The organism is Nostoc sp. (assembly GCF_036917615.1).
In the GTDB taxonomy this organism is placed as follows: domain Bacteria; phylum Cyanobacteriota; class Cyanobacteriia; order Cyanobacteriales; family Nostocaceae; genus Nostoc.
This window is the reverse complement of sequence record NZ_JBALCZ010000039.1, coordinates 14,659-32,898: the sequence shown is the minus strand read 5'-3', so window position 1 is coordinate 32,898 and position 18,240 is coordinate 14,659. Positions and strand designations below refer to the sequence as shown.

General features: G+C 44.0%; 13 protein-coding genes. 6 read left to right on the top strand and 7 right to left on the bottom strand.

Annotated features, from left to right (window positions below):
* Positions 1-409: 409 nt before the first annotated feature.
* Positions 410-649, bottom strand: coding sequence for a hypothetical protein (locus V7K85_RS13925; protein ID WP_334814240.1), 240 nt, complete (start codon positions 647-649; stop codon positions 410-412).
* A 284-nt stretch (positions 650-933) separates the two neighbouring features.
* Between V7K85_RS13925 and V7K85_RS13920 the strand changes: the two genes are divergently transcribed.
* Positions 934-1,110 (top strand): hypothetical protein, encoded by a 177-nt coding sequence (locus V7K85_RS13920; RefSeq protein WP_181373885.1) that lies wholly within the window; start codon positions 934-936, stop codon positions 1,108-1,110.
* An 11-nt stretch (positions 1,111-1,121) separates the two neighbouring features.
* On the opposite strand, the gene V7K85_RS13915 is transcribed toward V7K85_RS13920, so the two are convergent.
* Positions 1,122-2,789: a transglutaminase family protein gene (locus V7K85_RS13915; RefSeq protein WP_334814238.1), complete on the bottom strand. Its 1,668-nt coding sequence runs from the start codon at positions 2,787-2,789 to the stop codon at positions 1,122-1,124.
* Between the two features lie 487 nt (positions 2,790-3,276).
* On the opposite strand from V7K85_RS13915, the gene V7K85_RS13910 reads away from it, so the two are divergent.
* Together V7K85_RS13910 and V7K85_RS13905 are read left to right on the top strand one after the other, a co-directional pair.
* Entirely contained in the window at positions 3,277-6,135 is a 2,859-nt protein-coding gene (locus V7K85_RS13910; RefSeq protein WP_334814239.1) for a cation-translocating P-type ATPase, read from the top strand.
* A 115-nt stretch (positions 6,136-6,250) separates the two neighbouring features.
* A complete protein-coding gene (locus V7K85_RS13905; protein WP_334814237.1) occupies positions 6,251-7,462 on the top strand; it encodes a DNA replication/repair protein RecF in 1,212 nt (403 codons plus the stop codon).
* A 122-nt stretch (positions 7,463-7,584) separates the two neighbouring features.
* Here V7K85_RS13905 and V7K85_RS13900 read toward each other — a convergent pair whose 3' ends face one another.
* Both V7K85_RS13900 and V7K85_RS13895 read right to left on the bottom strand, forming a co-directional pair.
* The gene (locus V7K85_RS13900; protein WP_334814236.1) at positions 7,585-7,860 is read right to left on the bottom strand and encodes a transposase; all 276 of its coding nucleotides are present in this window, start codon (positions 7,858-7,860) and stop codon (positions 7,585-7,587) included.
* Positions 7,861-8,003: 143 nt separating this feature from the next.
* Positions 8,004-8,462: an MgtC/SapB family protein gene (locus V7K85_RS13895; protein ID WP_334814235.1), complete on the bottom strand. Its 459-nt coding sequence runs from the start codon at positions 8,460-8,462 to the stop codon at positions 8,004-8,006.
* Between the two features lie 656 nt (positions 8,463-9,118).
* Between V7K85_RS13895 and V7K85_RS13890 the strand changes: the two genes are divergently transcribed.
* The 3 genes from V7K85_RS13890 (at position 9,119) to V7K85_RS13880 (ending at position 14,006) form a co-directional block, all read left to right on the top strand.
* Positions 9,119-11,476, top strand: coding sequence for a putative PEP-binding protein (locus tag V7K85_RS13890; RefSeq protein ID WP_334814234.1), 2,358 nt, complete (start codon positions 9,119-9,121; stop codon positions 11,474-11,476).
* A gap of 374 nt (positions 11,477-11,850) precedes the next feature.
* Positions 11,851-12,234 carry an NAD-dependent epimerase/dehydratase family protein gene (locus tag V7K85_RS13885; RefSeq protein WP_334814233.1) on the top strand — a complete coding sequence of 128 codons (384 nt, stop codon included), beginning with the start codon at positions 11,851-11,853 and terminating at the stop codon, positions 12,232-12,234.
* A 272-nt stretch (positions 12,235-12,506) separates the two neighbouring features.
* On the top strand, positions 12,507-14,006 hold the full coding sequence (locus tag V7K85_RS13880) for a family 10 glycosylhydrolase (RefSeq protein ID WP_334814232.1): 1,500 nt from the start codon (positions 12,507-12,509) through the stop codon (positions 14,004-14,006).
* Between the two features lie 115 nt (positions 14,007-14,121).
* Here V7K85_RS13880 and V7K85_RS13875 read toward each other — a convergent pair whose 3' ends face one another.
* From V7K85_RS13875 to V7K85_RS13865, 3 genes are all read right to left on the bottom strand, one after another.
* Positions 14,122-14,748, bottom strand: a complete 627-nt coding sequence (locus V7K85_RS13875) for a chloramphenicol phosphotransferase CPT family protein (protein ID WP_334814231.1) — start codon at positions 14,746-14,748, stop codon at positions 14,122-14,124.
* Positions 14,749-15,302: 554 nt separating this feature from the next.
* Positions 15,303-15,899 (bottom strand): molybdenum cofactor guanylyltransferase, encoded by a 597-nt coding sequence (locus tag V7K85_RS13870; RefSeq protein ID WP_334814230.1) that lies wholly within the window; start codon positions 15,897-15,899, stop codon positions 15,303-15,305.
* Positions 15,900-15,944: 45 nt separating this feature from the next.
* Positions 15,945-17,999 carry a thioredoxin domain-containing protein gene (locus V7K85_RS13865; protein ID WP_334814229.1) on the bottom strand — a complete coding sequence of 685 codons (2,055 nt, stop codon included), beginning with the start codon at positions 17,997-17,999 and terminating at the stop codon, positions 15,945-15,947.
* Between the last annotated feature and the right edge of the window lie 241 nt (positions 18,000-18,240).

Below are 18,240 nucleotides of genomic sequence, written 5' to 3'. Positions count from 1 at the left end.
CGGTCGTCTGATTACGCCCTGTTCCCAGCTTCACTCTATAAGAACCGAGCTTATTCGGTGTGGGCAGGTGAGGAGTCAATTCTGAGTCTGAATGGAAAGGCTTGCACTTGCATCTGACCGAGAGTTCAGCCTTTAGTAACAGTAATCTGCTGTCGGGCTGGCTTAGTTATTTACGGGCTGAATACCGCGATTTACTAATCAACGAATCGCACTGGTTCAATCTTCAAAAAACAGCGGCTAAATACTCGTACTTTTACTGTCCTCACTTCTCACTCCTATCAGACAACCTAGATGTAAACTACATCGATTTTTATCTTGGGTTGTCAGGGGTTAAGACTAGTGCGATTAACGATAAATAAATTTGTTTATAAATCAGTTGGAATTTTGACTTTTCTTTTACTTTTAATATTTATTGCACCAGAATAGGTCTATTAAAAATGCTGATCATCTCGCCTGGATTGGGGCTTGGTAGTAGAGGACTCCAATCGCCAACATCTGCATAACCAATAACTTGCAAATAGTGAATTGTGCTGGTTACAGCTTTAGAAGAACCAATTAACAGATGTTTGAGTGGTTCTTTAAGAGGAATTGCTTGAGAGGATATTTGATTGATGGTGAAATCAGCACCTGATAAAAAGCCTTGAGTCATAAATCGCACAAAATAATTTGCACCTACTTCTGGTCTTGCTTGTTGAGCAAAATATTCCTCAAGCTCAACCAAGGCTTGCACTTGTATGATCATTTATTAATCTCCCAATATGGCGGTAAACATCAGCGAGCGCTCTACTTGGTATCCAGCCGCAGGGCGATCGCATTCCAACACTCATAATCATACTGTGCAAATAGGACAATCGGATAATAGGATAAACCACTAAATCAACATAGCCTAAAAAGCTATGCAAAAATTAAGCGGTTGTACGCTATGCAAGGTTGATGAGTGAAAAGAAGGAATTACGGGGCTATGTTTCTCCAGAGTTAAACCGATTGTTTCGGGCTGTGGTAGCTCTCAAAGATAAAAACCTCAGCGATACGATCGCTGAGGCTCTAGAAGACTGGCTCAATAAGCCTGAAAACCAGGAGCTAATTAAAAAGCATAATTTGGGTAAATAAATCGAAGAAATTCAAAAAGGCGGTAATTCTTTAAGAATTGTGAACCGAATATGATTAATCGCCAAATCGCCAATGGGGATATCTTGTTTGGTTAACCGCGCACCTTGACTTGTTACGGTTTCAAAGGTGATACCTTTACCAATTTCAATGTGATACCAGCATAAGCCCATAAAAAAGCGCGTCGGATAAGGCCCACCTTCACCCACATCGTCAGGATTTGATTCCATTGGCAACCAGCCAAAATTCGGGACGTAGAACTCTAGCCAAACATGATTAAAGTCGGGTTGTAGCGGCACTCCTAGTAAGTCACTATGGGGAGGACATTTGTACCTACCTACAGTCCGACAAGGGATGCCATTTAAACGGGATAGGGCAAGTAAGACGCCGACATATTCGCCACAGGAACCAACGCCCCGTTCTAAAACTACATCTGGCGTGTCAATGTAAGGTTTAATACCGTAGGATAACTGATCATAAACGTAGTTGCGGATGCTGTGCATTTTCCGCAGCACATTGGTTTCAGAACCAATTGCTTCTCTGGCGCCACGGCGAACAATGGTAGTATCCATTGCTAAATCGTCGTCATCCACTAAGTAGCGTGTTTGTAATTCTGGGGATAGTTTCGGTATATTCTCCACATCTCTGGGTGTGATGCGATACTTAATCCCTCGAACTTCCAAAAGTGCCTTCCAGCCAAATATATGCCGTTCTCCTGGAGCTAGAGAATCAAATTTAAAGACTGCTACACGTTGCCCCTCTACTACTTCTTCGGTAAAGGGTATACCAATGGGTTCGATGTGTTTCACCTTTTGACGCTCAGTTTCCGAGGGTAGGGCGATGCGCCATTCCACATCAGGTAAATAAACCTCGTCTAAAGGTGCAATTTCCTCAGCATAGGACATTTCAATGAGATAGCCATTGGAGAGGGCGTAACGCTTATCTGGTTGGTAATGATAATACAGGGGATGAATAAAAGTGCGATCGCGGAACGTTAGCTCATGACTCGGATCAGCATTTGGGTTGTCCCGTATATAAGCCTCCTCTGAGGCGTAAGCGACGTAAATACTTTCTTTGTCTGTTTGGCTATTTTTATGTATCGCTATGCCTGTGGGACATTCAAAGGGTGTCAGGACACTGAATTTAAGTTCTCCCGTCGCCCTGTCCATCGCGTAAACTGATTGTTCGGTGCGATCGCAAATCCACAGGATTTCCTGACTCACTGCCAAATTCTCTACTCCAACTCCAGGGGCATAAAATCTGGTAATCTCTTTTCGCGTTTGGCGGTCAAAAATCAGAATATAGCCCAGCCTTTGGCAACTGACGTAAACTGTTGTTTCCCAAACAGCAACGCCGTCAGCCGGATAAGGCAATGTCACAAAATGTTCCAGATCCAAAGCATTGAGCTTGCACAAGTAAACACTATTTTCTCGGCTCACCCACAGGGTATCTTCCCATGCCGCTAGACCAGTGACATCGGTAAATTCTTTAACTTGATGGGGATTGAGAATTTTGCTGTTGTCAGAGGTGGGATCAATCTCCAGTAGATGCCCTTTAATACTGTCAATGGCAATCAGTCTATCTTTAATGAAAGTAATACCACACAGGGTAGCAGCAGTAAGCGGTCGAATTGTTTTTTGCCCAAACATCTGGCTTGCGGTCGTGGGGAGTGCAAAACTCATATTAAGCATATTTATTGAATGGTTTAGTACGCCTAAGCAATTCAAAATTAAAAATTCGGCTTGAAAAGTTTGCTAAGTCAAAAAACTCTACTGGTATGCGAGTTCGCTTGAGTGAGTTAATACACCAGCGATTGGCTTAACTTTCCGCAAAATTCAAAATAGAGAAATGCAATCGTGCCATACATCTTGGCTATTGACTAGATGTAAATTAAAGCAATGGCAGCCTAAAATTAATTGTGGCATATGCTTCTGTAACAAAGCTTCAAAGCTCTATTACTCACAATTATCGGTACGATATGTTCCGAAAAACTCTTTCGTAAGAAATAACACTATCTTAAAAAAGTATAGATTTACAAATGTTAAGAATTACATATACTTTCATACAACTGGGTAATAGCCATAATGTAACTTTAAAAGATGGTTTTTCAGCCATCACTAAATTATTATGTATGATCGAATTTTGTAACCATTTCCTGTGACCTACACGATGTCTGCTAATTCTCTGCCTGAAGGTGCCGCCGTTTGGCATAGTTTAGAAGTTGATAAAGCGTTAGACCTGCTCGATAGTAACGCAGACAGTGGCTTAACATCCCAAGATATTCAACAGAGATTGCAAAAATACGGCTCCAATGAATTAGAAGAAACTGCTGGCCGTAGTGCTTGGGAAATTCTGCTGGATCAGTTCAAGAACATTATGTTGTTGATGCTGATTGGCGTAGCTCTGATTTCGGGATTTTTAGACCTGATGCGTTTGCAGTCAGGCAATTTGAAGCCTGGTGAAGTGCCATTTAAAGATACGATCGCTATCTTAGCAATTGTCATCCTCAATGGCATACTCGGCTACGTCCAAGAAAGCCGTGCCGAAAAAGCATTGGCAGCCTTGAAAAAAATGACCTCTCCCCTAGTGCGGGTGATCCGCGACGCTAGACTGGTGGAGATAGCAGCCAAGGAACTAGTCCCAGGGGATGTAATGCAGCTGGAAGCTGGGATGCAGATAGCCGCAGATGGACGCTTGATAGAAGAGTCTAGTTTACAAGTGCGTGAGTCGGCATTGACTGGTGAAGCCGAAGCAGTGAATAAACAGGCATCACTAAAATTGCCGGAGGAAACATCATTAGGCGATCGCCTAAATGTCGTGTTTCAAGGAACTGAAGTAGTCCAAGGACGAGCCAAGGTTCTGGTGACTAACACTGGAATGACTACAGAACTAGGCAAAATTGCCACCATGTTGCAGGCGGTAGAAAGTGAACCGACACCGTTACAGCAACGGATGACTCAACTGGGCAATGTCTTGGTTACAGGTTCCTTGATTCTCGTGGCGATCGTTGTCGCTGGCGGTGTGATCAAGGACGGAGGTTTTAAAAATATCCAAGAACTGTTGGAAGTTTCCTTGAGTATGGCAGTTGCTGTGGTGCCAGAAGGTTTACCAGCTGTCATTACCGTCACCTTGGCACTGGGAACGCAGCGAATGGTGCGCCAGAATGCCTTGATTCGTAAACTGCCAGCAGTGGAAACATTGGGTTCTGTAACTACTATCTGTTCTGATAAAACCGGTACCCTGACTCAAAACAAAATGGTGGTGCAATCGGTTTCCACTAATAACAAAACTTTTGGCGTCACTGGAGATGGTTATGCTCCCACAGGGGATTTCCAGTTAGATGGTCAAAAAATTTCCTCAGAGGAGTCTCCAGAAATCTCAGCGTTGTCAGTAGCCTGTGCCGTTTGTAATGATTCTGTGTTGCAAATAGAACAAGGGGAATGGGCAATTTTGGGAGATCCTACAGAGGGGGCATTGTTAACACTGGCAAGAAAAGCTGGAATCGAAAAAGACCAGTGGAACAGTAAATTAACTCGCGTTGCGGAGTTTCCCTTTTCCTCGGAACGCAAGCGGATGAGCGTGATTTCTCAGGTGCAGGAAGTCGCTACAAGTGAAGCATCTTCGAGAAGCGTTGACCCAGCGATTGCTAGTTTTCTCCAATCTGAACCTTACTTAATGTTTACCAAAGGTTCTCCAGAGTTAACCTTGGCACGTTCCACTCAAATTCATTTGGGCAATCACTCAGCCCCCTTGACCGAGAAGCAACGCCAGAAAATTTTGGCAGAAAATGACCAAATGGCGAGTAAAGGTTTGCGGGTGCTAGGTTTTGCCTACAAACCCCTCGCACAGATCCCACCGGAAGGTTCAGACGAGATATCCGAGCAAAACTTGGTGTGGCTGGGATTGGTGGGAATGTTAGATGCGCCACGCCCAGAGGTGAGGTTAGCAGTCCAAGAGTGTCGGGATGCAGGCATTCGCCCAGTGATGATTACTGGTGACCACCAATTAACAGCACGAGCGATCGCTACCGATTTGGGAATTGCCCAACAAAGCGATCGTCTCCTGACAGGTCAAGAATTGCAGCGGATGAATGACCAGGAATTAGAGCAAAATGTTGACCTGGTGAGCATCTATGCTAGGGTTTCCCCAGAACACAAACTGCGAATTGTCCAAGCACTGCAACGCCGAGGTAGATTTGTAGCGATGACAGGCGATGGTGTCAACGATGCCCCAGCCCTTAAACAAGCCGACATCGGTATTGCAATGGGTATTACTGGCACTGATGTTAGTAAAGAAGCCAGCGACATGGTATTACTTGATGACAACTTCGCCACCATTGTCAGCGCCACCAAGGAAGGTAGAGTTGTTTACACCAATATCCGCCGCTTTATCAAATACATCCTGGGCAGTAACATTGGTGAAGTTCTCACAATTGCAGCCGCACCCTTAATTGGTTTAGGAGGCGTTCCCCTTACCCCCTTACAAATTTTGTGGATGAACTTGGTAACAGACGGTTTACCAGCCTTGGCATTAGCTGTGGAACCTCCAGAACCGGATGTGATGCAACGTCCGCCTTTTAGTCCCCGTGAAAGTATTTTCGCGAGGGGATTGGGTTCTTATATGATTCGCATTGGTATAATATTTGCGATTATCACCATTGCCTTAATGTGGTGGGCTTATCAACATACCCATGCCCCAGGCTATCAGGGCGATCGCGATACTTGGAAGACAATGGTATTTACTACCTTGTGTATCGCCCAAATGGGTCATGCGATCGCTATTCGTTCCAATAACCGACTGACTATCGAGATGAATCCCTTCTCTAATATATTTGTACTAGCGGCTGTTGTTATAACTACGATTTTGCAGCTGATGCTAGTTTATGTTCCACCCCTGCGAGATTTCTTTGGTACTCACTACCTGAATATGCAAGAGTTGGGGGTTTGTATTGGCTTCAGTGCCTTAATGTTTGTCTGGATTGAATTGGAAAAGATATTTTTGCGGATTATGGGCAAGAAGGCTGTTTGAAAAAGTGAGGAGTTAGGAGTTAGGAGTTGAAGAATATTTTGCATTCAAAACTCAAAATTCTTCACTCCTCACTCCTCACTCTTAACTCCTCACTCCTCACTTTTAACTTTTCCCTATGTACCTCAAAACTCTAAACCTCCGACAATTTCGCAATTATCAAGACCAAAAAGTTGAGTTTAATGCTGCCAAAACAATTTTGGTAGGTAATAACGCTCAGGGAAAGTCGAATTTGTTGGAGGCGGTGGAGTTGCTGGCGACATTGCGATCGCACCGAATGGCTCGCGATCGCGATTTAGTTCAAGAAGGGGAGGCTATAGCCCAAATTAATGCCACCCTTGAACGACAAACAGGCGTTAGTGACCTTGCCTTAACGCTGCGCCGCAATGGTCGCCGTAGCGTTGCTCTCAATGGTGAATCTATCCGCCGTCAAATGGATTTTCTCGGCGTTCTCAATGCAGTCCAATTTTCCAGCCTGGATTTAGAACTAGTACGCGGTGGCCCCGAGGGTCGCCGCAACTGGTTAGATACACTCTTAATTCAACTCGAACCAGTTTATGCTCACATTTTGCAGCAGTATAACCATGTGTTACGCCAGCGCAATGCTTTTTTGAAGAGAAATCAAGATTTAGCACCCAGTAATCAGCAACCCCAATCGCCTCATCTGGGCGGCAGTCAGCACAACGGGGAGAATCCCCGCAAGCCGGTGCCTTGGGAAAATACGCACGACGCTGACTCCTCAGAACTTGCTGTGTGGGATGCACAGTTAGCGACTACAGGAACAAGGGTAATTAGACGACGCGATCGCGCCATACAACGACTAGCTCCCATTGCTACTGCTTGGCACGCCAGTATCAGTGGCAGTACAGAAATTCTGCAAATTAAGTACGTGCCTAATATTCCTTTAGAAGATAACCATCCAGAAGAAGTGCAGCAAGCTTTTTTAGCAAAAATTCAGCAGCGAGCAATTGCTGAAATGCACCAAGGCACTACCCTTGTTGGTCCCCATAGAGACGAAATAGAATTAACTATTAACCAGACACCCGCTCGTCAATACGGTTCTCAAGGTCAACAACGAACGTTGGTTCTAGCCTTAAAATTAGCAGAATTACAATTAATTGAAGAAGTCGTCAAAGAGCCACCGCTGCTATTGCTTGATGACGTTCTTGCCGAACTCGATCTATCCCGCCAAAATCAATTGCTTGATGCGATTCAAGACCGCTTTCAGACCCTGATTACTACCACTCACTTGGGTTCTTTTGATTCCCAGTGGTTGAAGTCCTCCCAAATTCTTTTTGTGAAAGCAGGAGAAATAATCCCAAATTTATAATAATTATGGTTCAAAATTTTCCAATGCAATAGCATCAACCTTTCTATAGCAGTCCTAAATCATTTGTAAAAATAAATTAACCGCAGAGGCGCAGAGAGCGCAGAGAGAGGAATCGGAGATTTTCACGACTCATTTAGGATTGCTATAGATACTATTTTATTAGCAACATACCATTGACCTGCTTGACGTTTATCTGTAATTTTGTTGTAAAAGCGTCCTAATTTGTTGGCTGATTTTTTACGATTTTTGCTACCTTTAACTTTTCTACTAACTCGTCGCTGTCTAATTTTCCGAGTGCGTTTAGTTTTCTTGTTGGTTAAAAACTTAGGATGATCAATTTGATATCTGTCCGAGAAGTGGACAAGCTCAGTTATTCCTAAGTCGCAACTCACGGGCATAACATGGCACAAAAGACAGCCGTTGCTGAAAGCAGGGCTGTTTAATTCCCTAGAAAGGGGCCGATTTACAAGCGTTCTTAGCAAAAAAATCAGGTGATTAAAAATTAATGTATCAATCTAAAATCCTAATCGCCTCCTATTGACTATTGACGTTTTTCTAACCTTTTAAAAACGTTGAGAGTCAAAAAAGTCAGCAGAACACCGATTAATCCTAACTGCCACAAACCACAGCCAGCAGCAATTCCCAAAGCAGCCGAAACCCAAATAGCCGCCGCTGAGGTGAGTCCGTGAATTTCAAGTTGCTGTGATTCTTGGGTAGATTGGCGCACAATTTCTCCAGCACCGAAAAATCCTACACCGGCTGCAATCCCCTGAATCACGCGGCTAAGTGCATCAGGACTGGCTTGCAGCCCACCTGTTTGCATAATTATCAGGGTAAACAGGGCTGAACCGAAACTCACCAGCATATGAGTTCTTAAACCGGCTGGTTTGCGCCTAATTTGGCGCTCTAAACCGATAATTGCGCCAATAAGCAATGCAAAGCAAAGCCTGAAGCTGATATTCAGCCAATCATTAGTTGCAAGGTAGTAAGTGTTTGGCAATGCTTAGTTTGGTGTAGAAAATTTTATATATTAGGTTAATTGGTAATATAGTTATTAAAATAGTACAAAACTCTTATAACCTTTTATACATGGAGTTTAATCCAATGGGTGTAGTGTAACAGCCTATATAATATTTTGATTCTATCAATTCGGGAATACTTTTTGAGGTGTAAATTAATATATTTTATTATTAAGATTATTTTCCAATAATATATTATTTTTGTCAATGATAAATGAAGGTTTGCATTGTTAAATTATCACAATGGTCATAATCTGGGCAAACGATATGACTTTTAACTTTATTAAATAGTTTTTTAGCTATTTAAAATTACTGAAATATAAATTTTTACCTCAAATTGCTCGATTTAACCCATGCACTCAATAATGAAATATGATAACCATCTACAACTTGATCAAATAACTAAACCCCCGGTTTCAGGGAAGAGAGGCGAAATGAAGGAAAATATTTGATTTACAAAGGAGTCGAATTACAGCAATATATCGTGTAACTAGCAATTAACCACTAGTAAGGTCGGCAAATTCAACGTAAATGCTGGAAACTCATCCTAGTAGGGAGTCAGTGGATTTACAACTGATAACGTACCAGGAAGAAATGGCTGTGGCTACAAATAGACAACTGACAACTAACAAATTGAGTGGACAAACTCTACTGGCTAGACCAAATTAAACTACAAGACCGCGCCAAAGTAGGTGAGAAAGCGTTTTACTTGAGCAGAATCATGCAGCGTGGCTATCCGGTGATGCCTGGTTTTGTCGTTTCGGCAGAAATTTTGCGACAATTTCTCGAAAATCTCAATAGTTCAGAGTCATTAGTGGCTGACTTACCCGATTCTTCCTTACACCTAGATGTAACTAATTGGCGTCAACTTCAGCAGGTAGCTGGTCGCTTGCGCCAAGAAATTCTGACTGCGAGTGTGCCACAGCAGTGGGTGAGTACAATTTTCCAAGCAGCTAGAGAATGGCAAACTGGCTGTTTGATTCTTCGACCTACCTTGGCAGTATCAACTGCTACCCCAAGTATGAAGAATATATCTGGTTTGCTAGAGTCGGTGTTTTGCCAATGCGAACCCGAAGCGATCGCAAGAGCATTAAAGCGTACCTGGAGCCAGATATTTCGTGCTAGAAGTCTACTATATTGGCAGCACTCAGGAATTAACCTGCAACAAATCAGTTTAGCAGTTTTGGTTCAACCTGTTGAGAATGCGATCGCCAGTGGTTTACTCAAAGCCAATTCCTCTGGGTGGGAAATTGAAGCTACTTGGGGATTAGGAATTGCGATCACTCAAGGCGAAGTCCAGCCAGATGTTTACTACATTCAACAGGCAACTGGGGTTGTGCTTGAGCAACAGCTCGGCAATAAAATCCTGGCTTATGGTGTTGATGATCCAGCACCTGGAGCTTTTTCGCAAGCCGTGCCGAACTCAGTGCTAACACCAGATCACACTTGTCTGAGTACCTACGTAATTCAAGAAGCCCAACAAAAACAGTACGCTTTACAAGAAGAATACTTACAACAAATAATTACTCTGGGAACTCAATTGGTGAGTGAACTAGGTAAAATTTTTACCATTAAATGGACTATCGCTCAACAAACTACATCTGGCAAGCTCTACATCACACAAGTTAGTTCTCCCCAATCTGTAATTCCCCACGGACACTTCATTAGGGGACTAGGGGCGGCAGGGGGACGTGTTGTCGCGACTGCCCTAGTAATTAATCCGCAACAGAAACCTGAACAACTACCCAAGGGAGTGATTTTAGTAGTACCAGCGATCGCCCCTGATTGGCTACCATTACTGCAACAAGTTGCTGGTATTATTACCGAACAAGGCGGATTAACCAGCCATGCTGCAATTCTTGCCAGAGAATTAGGTATCGCAGCAGTAGTGAACGCAACATCTGCTACAAGCTTAATCCAAACTGGCGAACGACTGCTGCTCGATGGCGACAGAGGAGAAGTTTATCGGATCAGAGGAGAAGGGGAAAGTGGGAAAGGAGGAGAAATGGAGAGGGGGAAAGTGGCAGAAAATCCTCTGTCTGTCCATCTCCCGATCTCCCCATACCGCTCTCCTGTTACTTCTCATCTACCTATGATTGCTACCCAACTGCTGGTTAACTTGAGTCAGTCCAGTTTAATAGAACAAGTGCAAAGCTTCCCTGTGGATGGGGTAGGATTGTTGCGCTCAGAATTGATGGTACTAAATATATTGTCCGGGCAACATCCGAATAGTTGGATTTTAGGCGGGCGTCAGGCAGAATTGTTAGAGCTATGGTCTGAGCAGATTATGCAGTTTGCCCGTGCTTTTGCACCAAGACCAGTTTTTTATCGTTCTTTAGATTGGCGATCGCAGGATTTCCCATCATTGAGTGATAGTTTACAATCTTCGCCACAGTCGATGTTGGGTGAACGTGGCACTTTCAGCTATTTACGAAATCCCGCAGTATTTGAGTTGGAACTGAAAGCTTTAGCGAGTGTACAGCAAGCTGGCTACAACAATGTCAATCTATTGTTGCCTTTTGTGCGGACTGTGGAAGAATTTGTCTTTTGCCGTCGCAAAGTTGAGCAAGCTCTTTTAACTGAGGTGTCACAGTTTCAATTGTGGATGATGGCAGAAGTGCCAAGCATACTGTTTTTACTACCAGAATATGTCAAAGCAGGTGCAGCTGGAATTTCTATTGGTACAAACGACCTAACCCAATTACTGCTAGGAGTGGATCGAGAACAAGGACAGCTAGCAAAAGTATTTAATGAACGTCATCCGGCAGTTATGAGTGCGATCGCTCAACTCATCCAAATGGCTAAAAGTGCCGGCATACCTTGTTCAATCTGCGGCCAAGCACCAGCCCTCTATCCAGAAATCATCGATAAGTTAGTGGAATTGGGCATAACTTCCATCTCTGTTGAACCGGAAGCAGTCGAGCGAACATATCAAGCGATCGCTCGTGCTGAACAACGCTTAATTTTAGCAGCAGCACGACGAAAACTTCATTAGTTAAGAGTTATTCAATTTTAGATTTTAGATTTCGGCGTAAGCGCTACTTCAACAAGGCTCAGTACAAGTCAGTCGAACGATTTTAGATTTTTTCTTCAATCCCTTCGGGTGACGCTCGTACCTCGCTAACGCTGCGCTAACAGGAGTCACTTATGGGGGAAACCCCCTTGGCGCTAGCCTCTACCTTTGGGAGAAGACCGCACTGCTTCACCAAAATTCAAAATCCGTCTTGGAAAGTTCTGATCGGAGGAAACCTCCGCCCAGACTTTCCGCAAAATCTAAAATCTAAAATTGCCAGAGTTACGTAAAATTTTAAAATGTCTGTTAATACTAAATATGCATATTAGTAAATATGATAAACAATCCTGAGTGTTATGAAAGTATTAGTTACTGGCAACGAAGGAATGATTGGTTCGGTTGTTGAAAAAGTTTTACGTGCTGACGGATGTGAAGTAATTGGCTTTGATATTGCAAATGGTCATAATATTCTGAATCCAAATGAAATTCGTTCGGCACTTAAAGGCTGCGATGCAGTTGTTCATCTTGCAGCGCTACTTGGACACTCTGAAGATGTGCTGGATGAAATAATGGCAGTCAATCTTCTCGGAACTTGGCATATTTTTTCAGCAGCAGAGGCAAAACTCAAACGTGTTGTTTTCTTCAGCAGTGTTGATGTATTAGGAATCTTTAAAGGTGAGAGAAAACCGGATTATCTTCCTTTGGATCACAATCATAACCCAAACCCAATTCCAAGTTAAAAATGCTTTACCCTGAGTAGTATTGATAGTGGGTGGAGATTTAATGGTTAACTTTCGGCAGCATCCTATTTTTTAGGACTTAAGCACGAGTCATGGAAGAATAAAACTGCTCCAAGCGCACAGAGAAATCAGAGCGGCGCAGAAATACGTGTTTGGCAGTCTTGAAAAAATAGGTTTTAAAACCTTTACTACTTAACTATATAATTCGATACACGTTGCCCACAATTATCTGAATTGGGGTCGATGATTATTGTGTCCATCTACTGGTAGGTATGTCTAACCATCCTTTGAACGTTGCAAGATCAACATTATTTTGGCGGCGTCTATTCGCTGTTGTTTTCACTAGTAGTTCGTTGCTCCCCAACTTTGGAAGCGAACCGGCAAGGGCGCAAGTAACCCAGTATTGCCAGTTACCATTAGCAGCGGCACAACAAAAAGAAAACTTACGTTTATCAGCCCTCAAAGGTAAGCAGGATGCTCAAACCCGCTACCAAAACATCCTACAAGAACAGGCACAGGAATTACAGGAGTGCCGCACTCGGACTTGGCCTCAAACCCAAGCCATTTGGTTACGCGTGTATCCCTGTGACATTCACCCAGGAATAATTGAGCAGATTATGGATCGAATTGTTAACCGTGGCTATAACCAAGTTTATTTAGAAGTATTTTACGACGGGCAGGTATTATTGCCAGCAAGAGCTAACCCGACAGTTTGGCCTTCTGTAATTCGCACCCCAGGATCAGAAAACGCCGATTTACTCGCCACAGCAATTAAAAAAGGTCGGCAACGCGGTTTAAAGGTCTACGCCTGGATGTTTACCACAAATTTCGGCTATACTTACGCCCAGCGCCGAGATAGAGAAGCAGCGATCGCTCGTAATGGCAAAGGTCAAACCAGCTTATATGTCGTAGATAACGGTTCTCAACTATTTATCGATCCCTACAACCTGCAAGCAAAACGCGATTACTACCAATTAGTACGAGAAGTTTTGCGCCGTCGCCCAGATGGCTTGCTATTGGACTACGTGCGCTATCCCCGACAAGCAGGAAGTGATTCCATCGCCACCAAAGTTTCAGATTTATGGCTATTTACTCCCGCAATTCAAGAAGCTTTATTTAAACGGGCACAGAATTACAAAGGGCTGGAGTTGATTCGCCGGTTTTTGAGTCAGGGATATGTCACTAGCGGAGATGTAGCAGGAGTTGATAAACTTTATCCTCACGAAGGGGAACCCCTCTGGCAAGGACGCCCTCTCCCATCAGCGCAAAAGTCAATCCTGTCTGCAACCGACAGACAACCACTTTTACAATGGGAGTTGTGGCAGCTTGCCGTTGCCCACGCCATGCAAGGAATTCTAGATTTTGTCACCATAGCTAGTTACCCAGCAAAGCAGCAAGGTATTCCCACAGGAGTGGTGTTTTTCCCTAATGGCAACCAAACTGTAGGACAAGGGTATGATTCCCGTTTGCAACCTTGGGATCGGTTCCCGACTACATTAGAGTGGCATCCTATGTCTTATGGAAATTGCGGTAATGTCAGTTGTATTGTGTCGCAAGTGCAGCGGGTTTTGACTATGGCAAAACCGGGTACGCAGATAATCCCAGCTTTAGCTGGTGTGTGGGGAAAATCCGTTAGTAATCGTCCCTCCCTAGAAGCGCAAATGCAGGCACTTCGCCAATTCGCCCCCCAACTGAAGGGAGTTAGCCATTTTGCCTATTCTTGGCAATATCCTGAGAGTGATAGCGATCGCAAATTCTGTCGGGTTAAATAAATTTCTTACAGAAGTAGTGAAAGGGATTGAATTTCCCTTTCAACTTTCACCTTATAGAATTCACACACTTTATAAATTCATACCAAATCATAGTAAACACAGTCATAACTACAGCTTAAGTATAGTGGGCAGCGAGTCGTTGGAATGCCGACGATGCTGGACTATCTGCGAGGTGCTGGCGTATCACCTCGGCACACGCACCCGGGGTTAACAACGAGGTATCTACTTCAATGTCATATATGCCAGGGATGTGGACTTCACGTTGCCATAACTGAACTGGACGTGCTACCGGGGAGTCGGCAGCACTGACCACGTTCCAAGGAGTGTTTTGTCGTCGTTCCATAATGATCTCGATGGGGCAGCGAACGCCTACGAACAGAACCGGCAATCCGTTCAAACGCCGGGCACTATCGGCCAGAATGCCCCGCTCTTTTGCGTAGGCGTCATGGTGTCCGACATCAACCACGACATTCAGACCCAAGCGGCTGTGGGCGGCGATGGACTCATACATGGCGCTGTACAGAGTGGGAACAAGGGGTTCGATGTCCTGGCGTTCTCCCCCTGGTCGCAGACCGATCCCAGGCAGGTATCGTGCGGGAGTCATTTGCATAAACCTATCGACACCCAAGTTCATCCACAGTCCATTAAATGTCTCCTGGATCACTGCGACAATACTCGACTTCCCTGATCGCGGGACACCATTCAGGATGATAATCTGTCCTAGCTCCTGTGTCTGCCCCATGATCACTCCTCGCGTTTTTATACATATAGTTAGCAGTTCCACGTTAGGGCTAAAACGTAGAATAGGCAATTGAAAATGCTTCTACCTCAGCCAATGCCTCATGGCTGAGGTAAAGATTTGATTGTGAGTGCAAGCACAGCCTCTTCTCTACCAGAGAGCGCAGAGAAGGTAAAATTATAAGTAAAAATATTAATAATTATAAAAATGAAGCGTAATATAGATAATTTCACTTTTGGTACTGCCAATCCCAATTTTAGCTTTAATTTACACTTATAATTCACGCGCTCAGACCATAACCAAGATAGCTCAGAATAAACTGGAGTTTAGACTAAAGACAACAAAATAACCCAGCAGTGCTAAGTTAAAAAGCCTCAAAGCTGAAAGTGGAAAAATGAAGTGATTAAATCCGATATTCTGCACCGCCTACAGTCACAATCGGTTTTTTCGTATTTTGTTCACAATAAAAAATACAATTTTTATCAGAATGAACCAATTTTGTATAGCGATCGCCAATCCCAAATCTTCAAACGTCCACAATTCGTAGTGCGAGACTTTTAACTTAAAGCCAAGTCCTCTGGTGTATTACAGTTAAACAGCATTTCGGGTTCTGCTAAGGGCAAAACTTCTACAGGATATTGCCGAAGCCACTCCTGAAACGATCGCCCGCCTTGGTTGATAAACTCTAGGAGTTGTGGCAAACAGCTACGGCGATAGAAACCACACAGAGGTTCCCAGCCTTTCGGATGATCAGCTAAAGCTGCGATCGCCTCATCCCCCACGCTATCAAGTCTAGTTACCCAATCTTGCAAAACCTCAACCCGCAACCTCGGCAAATCGCAAGCTAGCAGCAGCACCCAATCTGTCTGTACTTCGGCTAGTCCTTGGGCAAAACCAACTACCGGCCCGTGGGCTAAAGATTCTCTAGATAAAGGCACTTCCCGGATAAACTTACAACCAGGCAAAAGCAAGTCTTGATAGCGTTCTGGCCAGGAAGTGACTACATAAACAGTATCTGCACAGCTTTGAGCAATACTACAAACCCGCTGCAACAATGGCACCCCTTGAATTGGAATCAAGCCTTTATCTTGACCCATACGAGAACTTTTGCCGCCTGCTAAGACTATGGCAGTTAATTCGCTACGGGTTGTCATTATCACTTCACCTAATTCACGCTTATGCGTCTAATGTTGCCAAAATTATCCTCTATTTTGACTTTGCTGCACTTGCTGCAATAAATGCTCTACACTTTCTGCTGGTGCAAGGCACTTCATCCCTTGGCAAACTAATCCAACGCTTCCCTCTGGTAAATCAGATGTTATAGCAAACATAGCCACTGGCAGAAACTTGGGGATCAAAGAGTTTATTTGCTCAGTTGTGCTGCGAATCAAGGTAGAATTCCGATACCAATCCAAAGCTGTAAATAAACTGGGACAAGCTTGGGGAGCGCGATCCATGACACTCCTAAAAGCTTTCAAACCTTGTTCAGCTAAATCCAAATAATCTAGATTATCGGTGAGTAGGGCGAGACGGACAAGGTTAGCGATCGCTACTCCATTGGCTGATGGTGTAGCATTATCCGCGTAACTACGCTCTCTGACAATTAAATCTTGACTAGAATCACTTGATGTGTTATTATAACCACCTAATTCCACACTCCAGAGAAATTCGTTGAATTCATCTTGGATAGCGATCGCTTTTTCTAACCATTGCTTCTGCTCAGGGTTGGAAGCTTGTAAATCCAAGAGAGCTTTAATAAAAAAGGCGTAATCTTCAGACTGCGCTAAAACGCTTGGTTCTCCTTGATAGTTGAGTCGGTGGAAACGCCCATCGACAAACTGATTTTCCCAGATAAAATTCGCCGCTCGTGCTGCTAATTCCAGATATAACGATTGTTGGAAAACCCCAGCAGCCCTAGCCAGCCCAGAAATCATCAAGCTATTCCAAGCGACAATCATCTTCGTATCTGTCACCGAGGGAATGCGACCTGGCCAGTTACCGGTTTTTGCTTCCTGATTGTTACGAGCCGGAGGAAAAGTTTCTAGTGACTCAGAACTAACGCCATAACGAGCTGTAAACAGCTTATTTAGTACTGTTTCCAGCGTTGCACTCAGTTGACCTGAATGGCGTCTTTGCAAAACATTACGTCCTTCAAAGTTACCGTTAGGTGTCACCGTAAACTGTTCTAATTCTGTTAGTTCTTCAGGCGTTAACAGTTGTTGTAGTTCGCTGTAACTCCAGACATAAAAGGTTCCTTCTTCTGGTTCTACTGCTGTGGGATCAGTGAAACTGTCGGCATCTTGAGCAGCATAGAAGTAACCTTCAGGTGCAGTCATTTCCCGCTTTAGCCATACTACAGTACCAGCAATTGCCCTTTCAAAGGCTAGTTCTTGTATTCCTGTACTCCACAAAGAAGCCAGATACTCCACAATCTGTCCATTGTCGTAAAGCATCTTTTCAAAGTGGGGTACTGTCCAAGTAGGGTCAACAGTATAGCGATGAAAACCACCACCCACATGGTCATAAATGCCCCCTAATGCAAGGTCTAGTCCTCGCTGGCTAGAAACTTGCTTGCCATCATCGCGAGATTCAAAATTGAATCGAGTTCCGCGCAGCGCTAATTCTGCATAGGGAATCATCGGAAAGCTATTGCCAGATTGCCTAGTAGTAATTACACCTGTGCTGGTTTCCCAACCTTGGCGGAGTAATTCATGGTCTTCAAGCTCGGTTGTTGTACCGGATTGCAACACCGCAGAGGTGAGCAGAGACTCAATAATTAGGGCTTTGCGTTGCTGTAAGTCTTCTTTTTCTGTATCGTAATAACGGCGAAGGGATTGCAACACCTGCAAAAATCCAGGACGACCATAGCGCGGGTCTAAAGGGAAATAAGTACCCGCGTAAAACGGCACTAAATCTTCTGGGGAAAGAAAAATATTCAAAGGCCAACCCCCTTGACCGCTCATCATCTGCAAAGCTTGCATATAGATGCTATCGAGGTCAGGTCTTTCTTCCCTGTCTACTTTGATCGGAAGATAATTGGCATTCATGTACTGGGCGATCGCAATATCAGAAAAAGCCTCGCCTTCCATAACAGTACACCAGTGGCAACTAGAGTAGCCAATGGAGAGAAAAATTGGTTTATTTTGCGCCCTTGCAGTTGCAAGTGCTTCGTCACACCAAGGCCACCAATCAATTGGGTTTTCGGCGTGTTTGCGGAGATAGAGGCTCTTAGCTTCAGCAAGGCGATTAGTCATGATCAAGTGCAAATAGTTGCCTTCTTTGCTCAGTCTACCTTGTTCCCAAGAGGGTTAGCCTAGACGCCCATGTACACAAGCAAGAAACCCATTACCCCTTGGGTAGGAGGTAGTAGTGCATGTCTTTGATCTCGCCTAAGTAAGTTGGTGTGAAAAATTCCCGGTTTGTAGTCAGCGCTTTAGCGCCAAAGCGCTGACTACAAGGCAATCATAAAGCTTTACTATTCTTTATATAGTTGGG

Bases quoted from the DNA above. Each gene is read 5' to 3' on its own strand.
- V7K85_RS13910 (WP_334814239.1), top strand. From the start codon at position 3,277: ATGTCTGCTAATTCTCTGCCTGAAGGTGCCGCCGTTTGGCATAGTTTA.
- V7K85_RS13875 (WP_334814231.1), bottom strand. From the start codon at position 14,748: ATGGGGCAGACACAGGAGCTAGGACAGATTATCATCCTGAATGGTGTC.
- V7K85_RS13885 (WP_334814233.1), top strand. From the start codon at position 11,851: ATGAAAGTATTAGTTACTGGCAACGAAGGAATGATTGGTTCGGTTGTT.
- V7K85_RS13915 (WP_334814238.1), bottom strand. From the start codon at position 2,789: ATGAGTTTTGCACTCCCCACGACCGCAAGCCAGATGTTTGGGCAAAAA.
- V7K85_RS13870 (WP_334814230.1), bottom strand. From the start codon at position 15,899: ATGACAACCCGTAGCGAATTAACTGCCATAGTCTTAGCAGGCGGCAAA.
- V7K85_RS13880 (WP_334814232.1), top strand. From the start codon at position 12,507: ATGTCTAACCATCCTTTGAACGTTGCAAGATCAACATTATTTTGGCGG.
- V7K85_RS13925 (WP_334814240.1), bottom strand. From the start codon at position 649: ATGACTCAAGGCTTTTTATCAGGTGCTGATTTCACCATCAATCAAATA.
- V7K85_RS13900 (WP_334814236.1), bottom strand. From the start codon at position 7,860: ATGCCCGTGAGTTGCGACTTAGGAATAACTGAGCTTGTCCACTTCTCG.
- V7K85_RS13920 (WP_181373885.1), top strand. From the start codon at position 934: ATGAGTGAAAAGAAGGAATTACGGGGCTATGTTTCTCCAGAGTTAAAC.
- V7K85_RS13905 (WP_334814237.1), top strand. From the start codon at position 6,251: ATGTACCTCAAAACTCTAAACCTCCGACAATTTCGCAATTATCAAGAC.
- V7K85_RS13865 (WP_334814229.1), bottom strand. From the start codon at position 17,999: ATGACTAATCGCCTTGCTGAAGCTAAGAGCCTCTATCTCCGCAAACAC.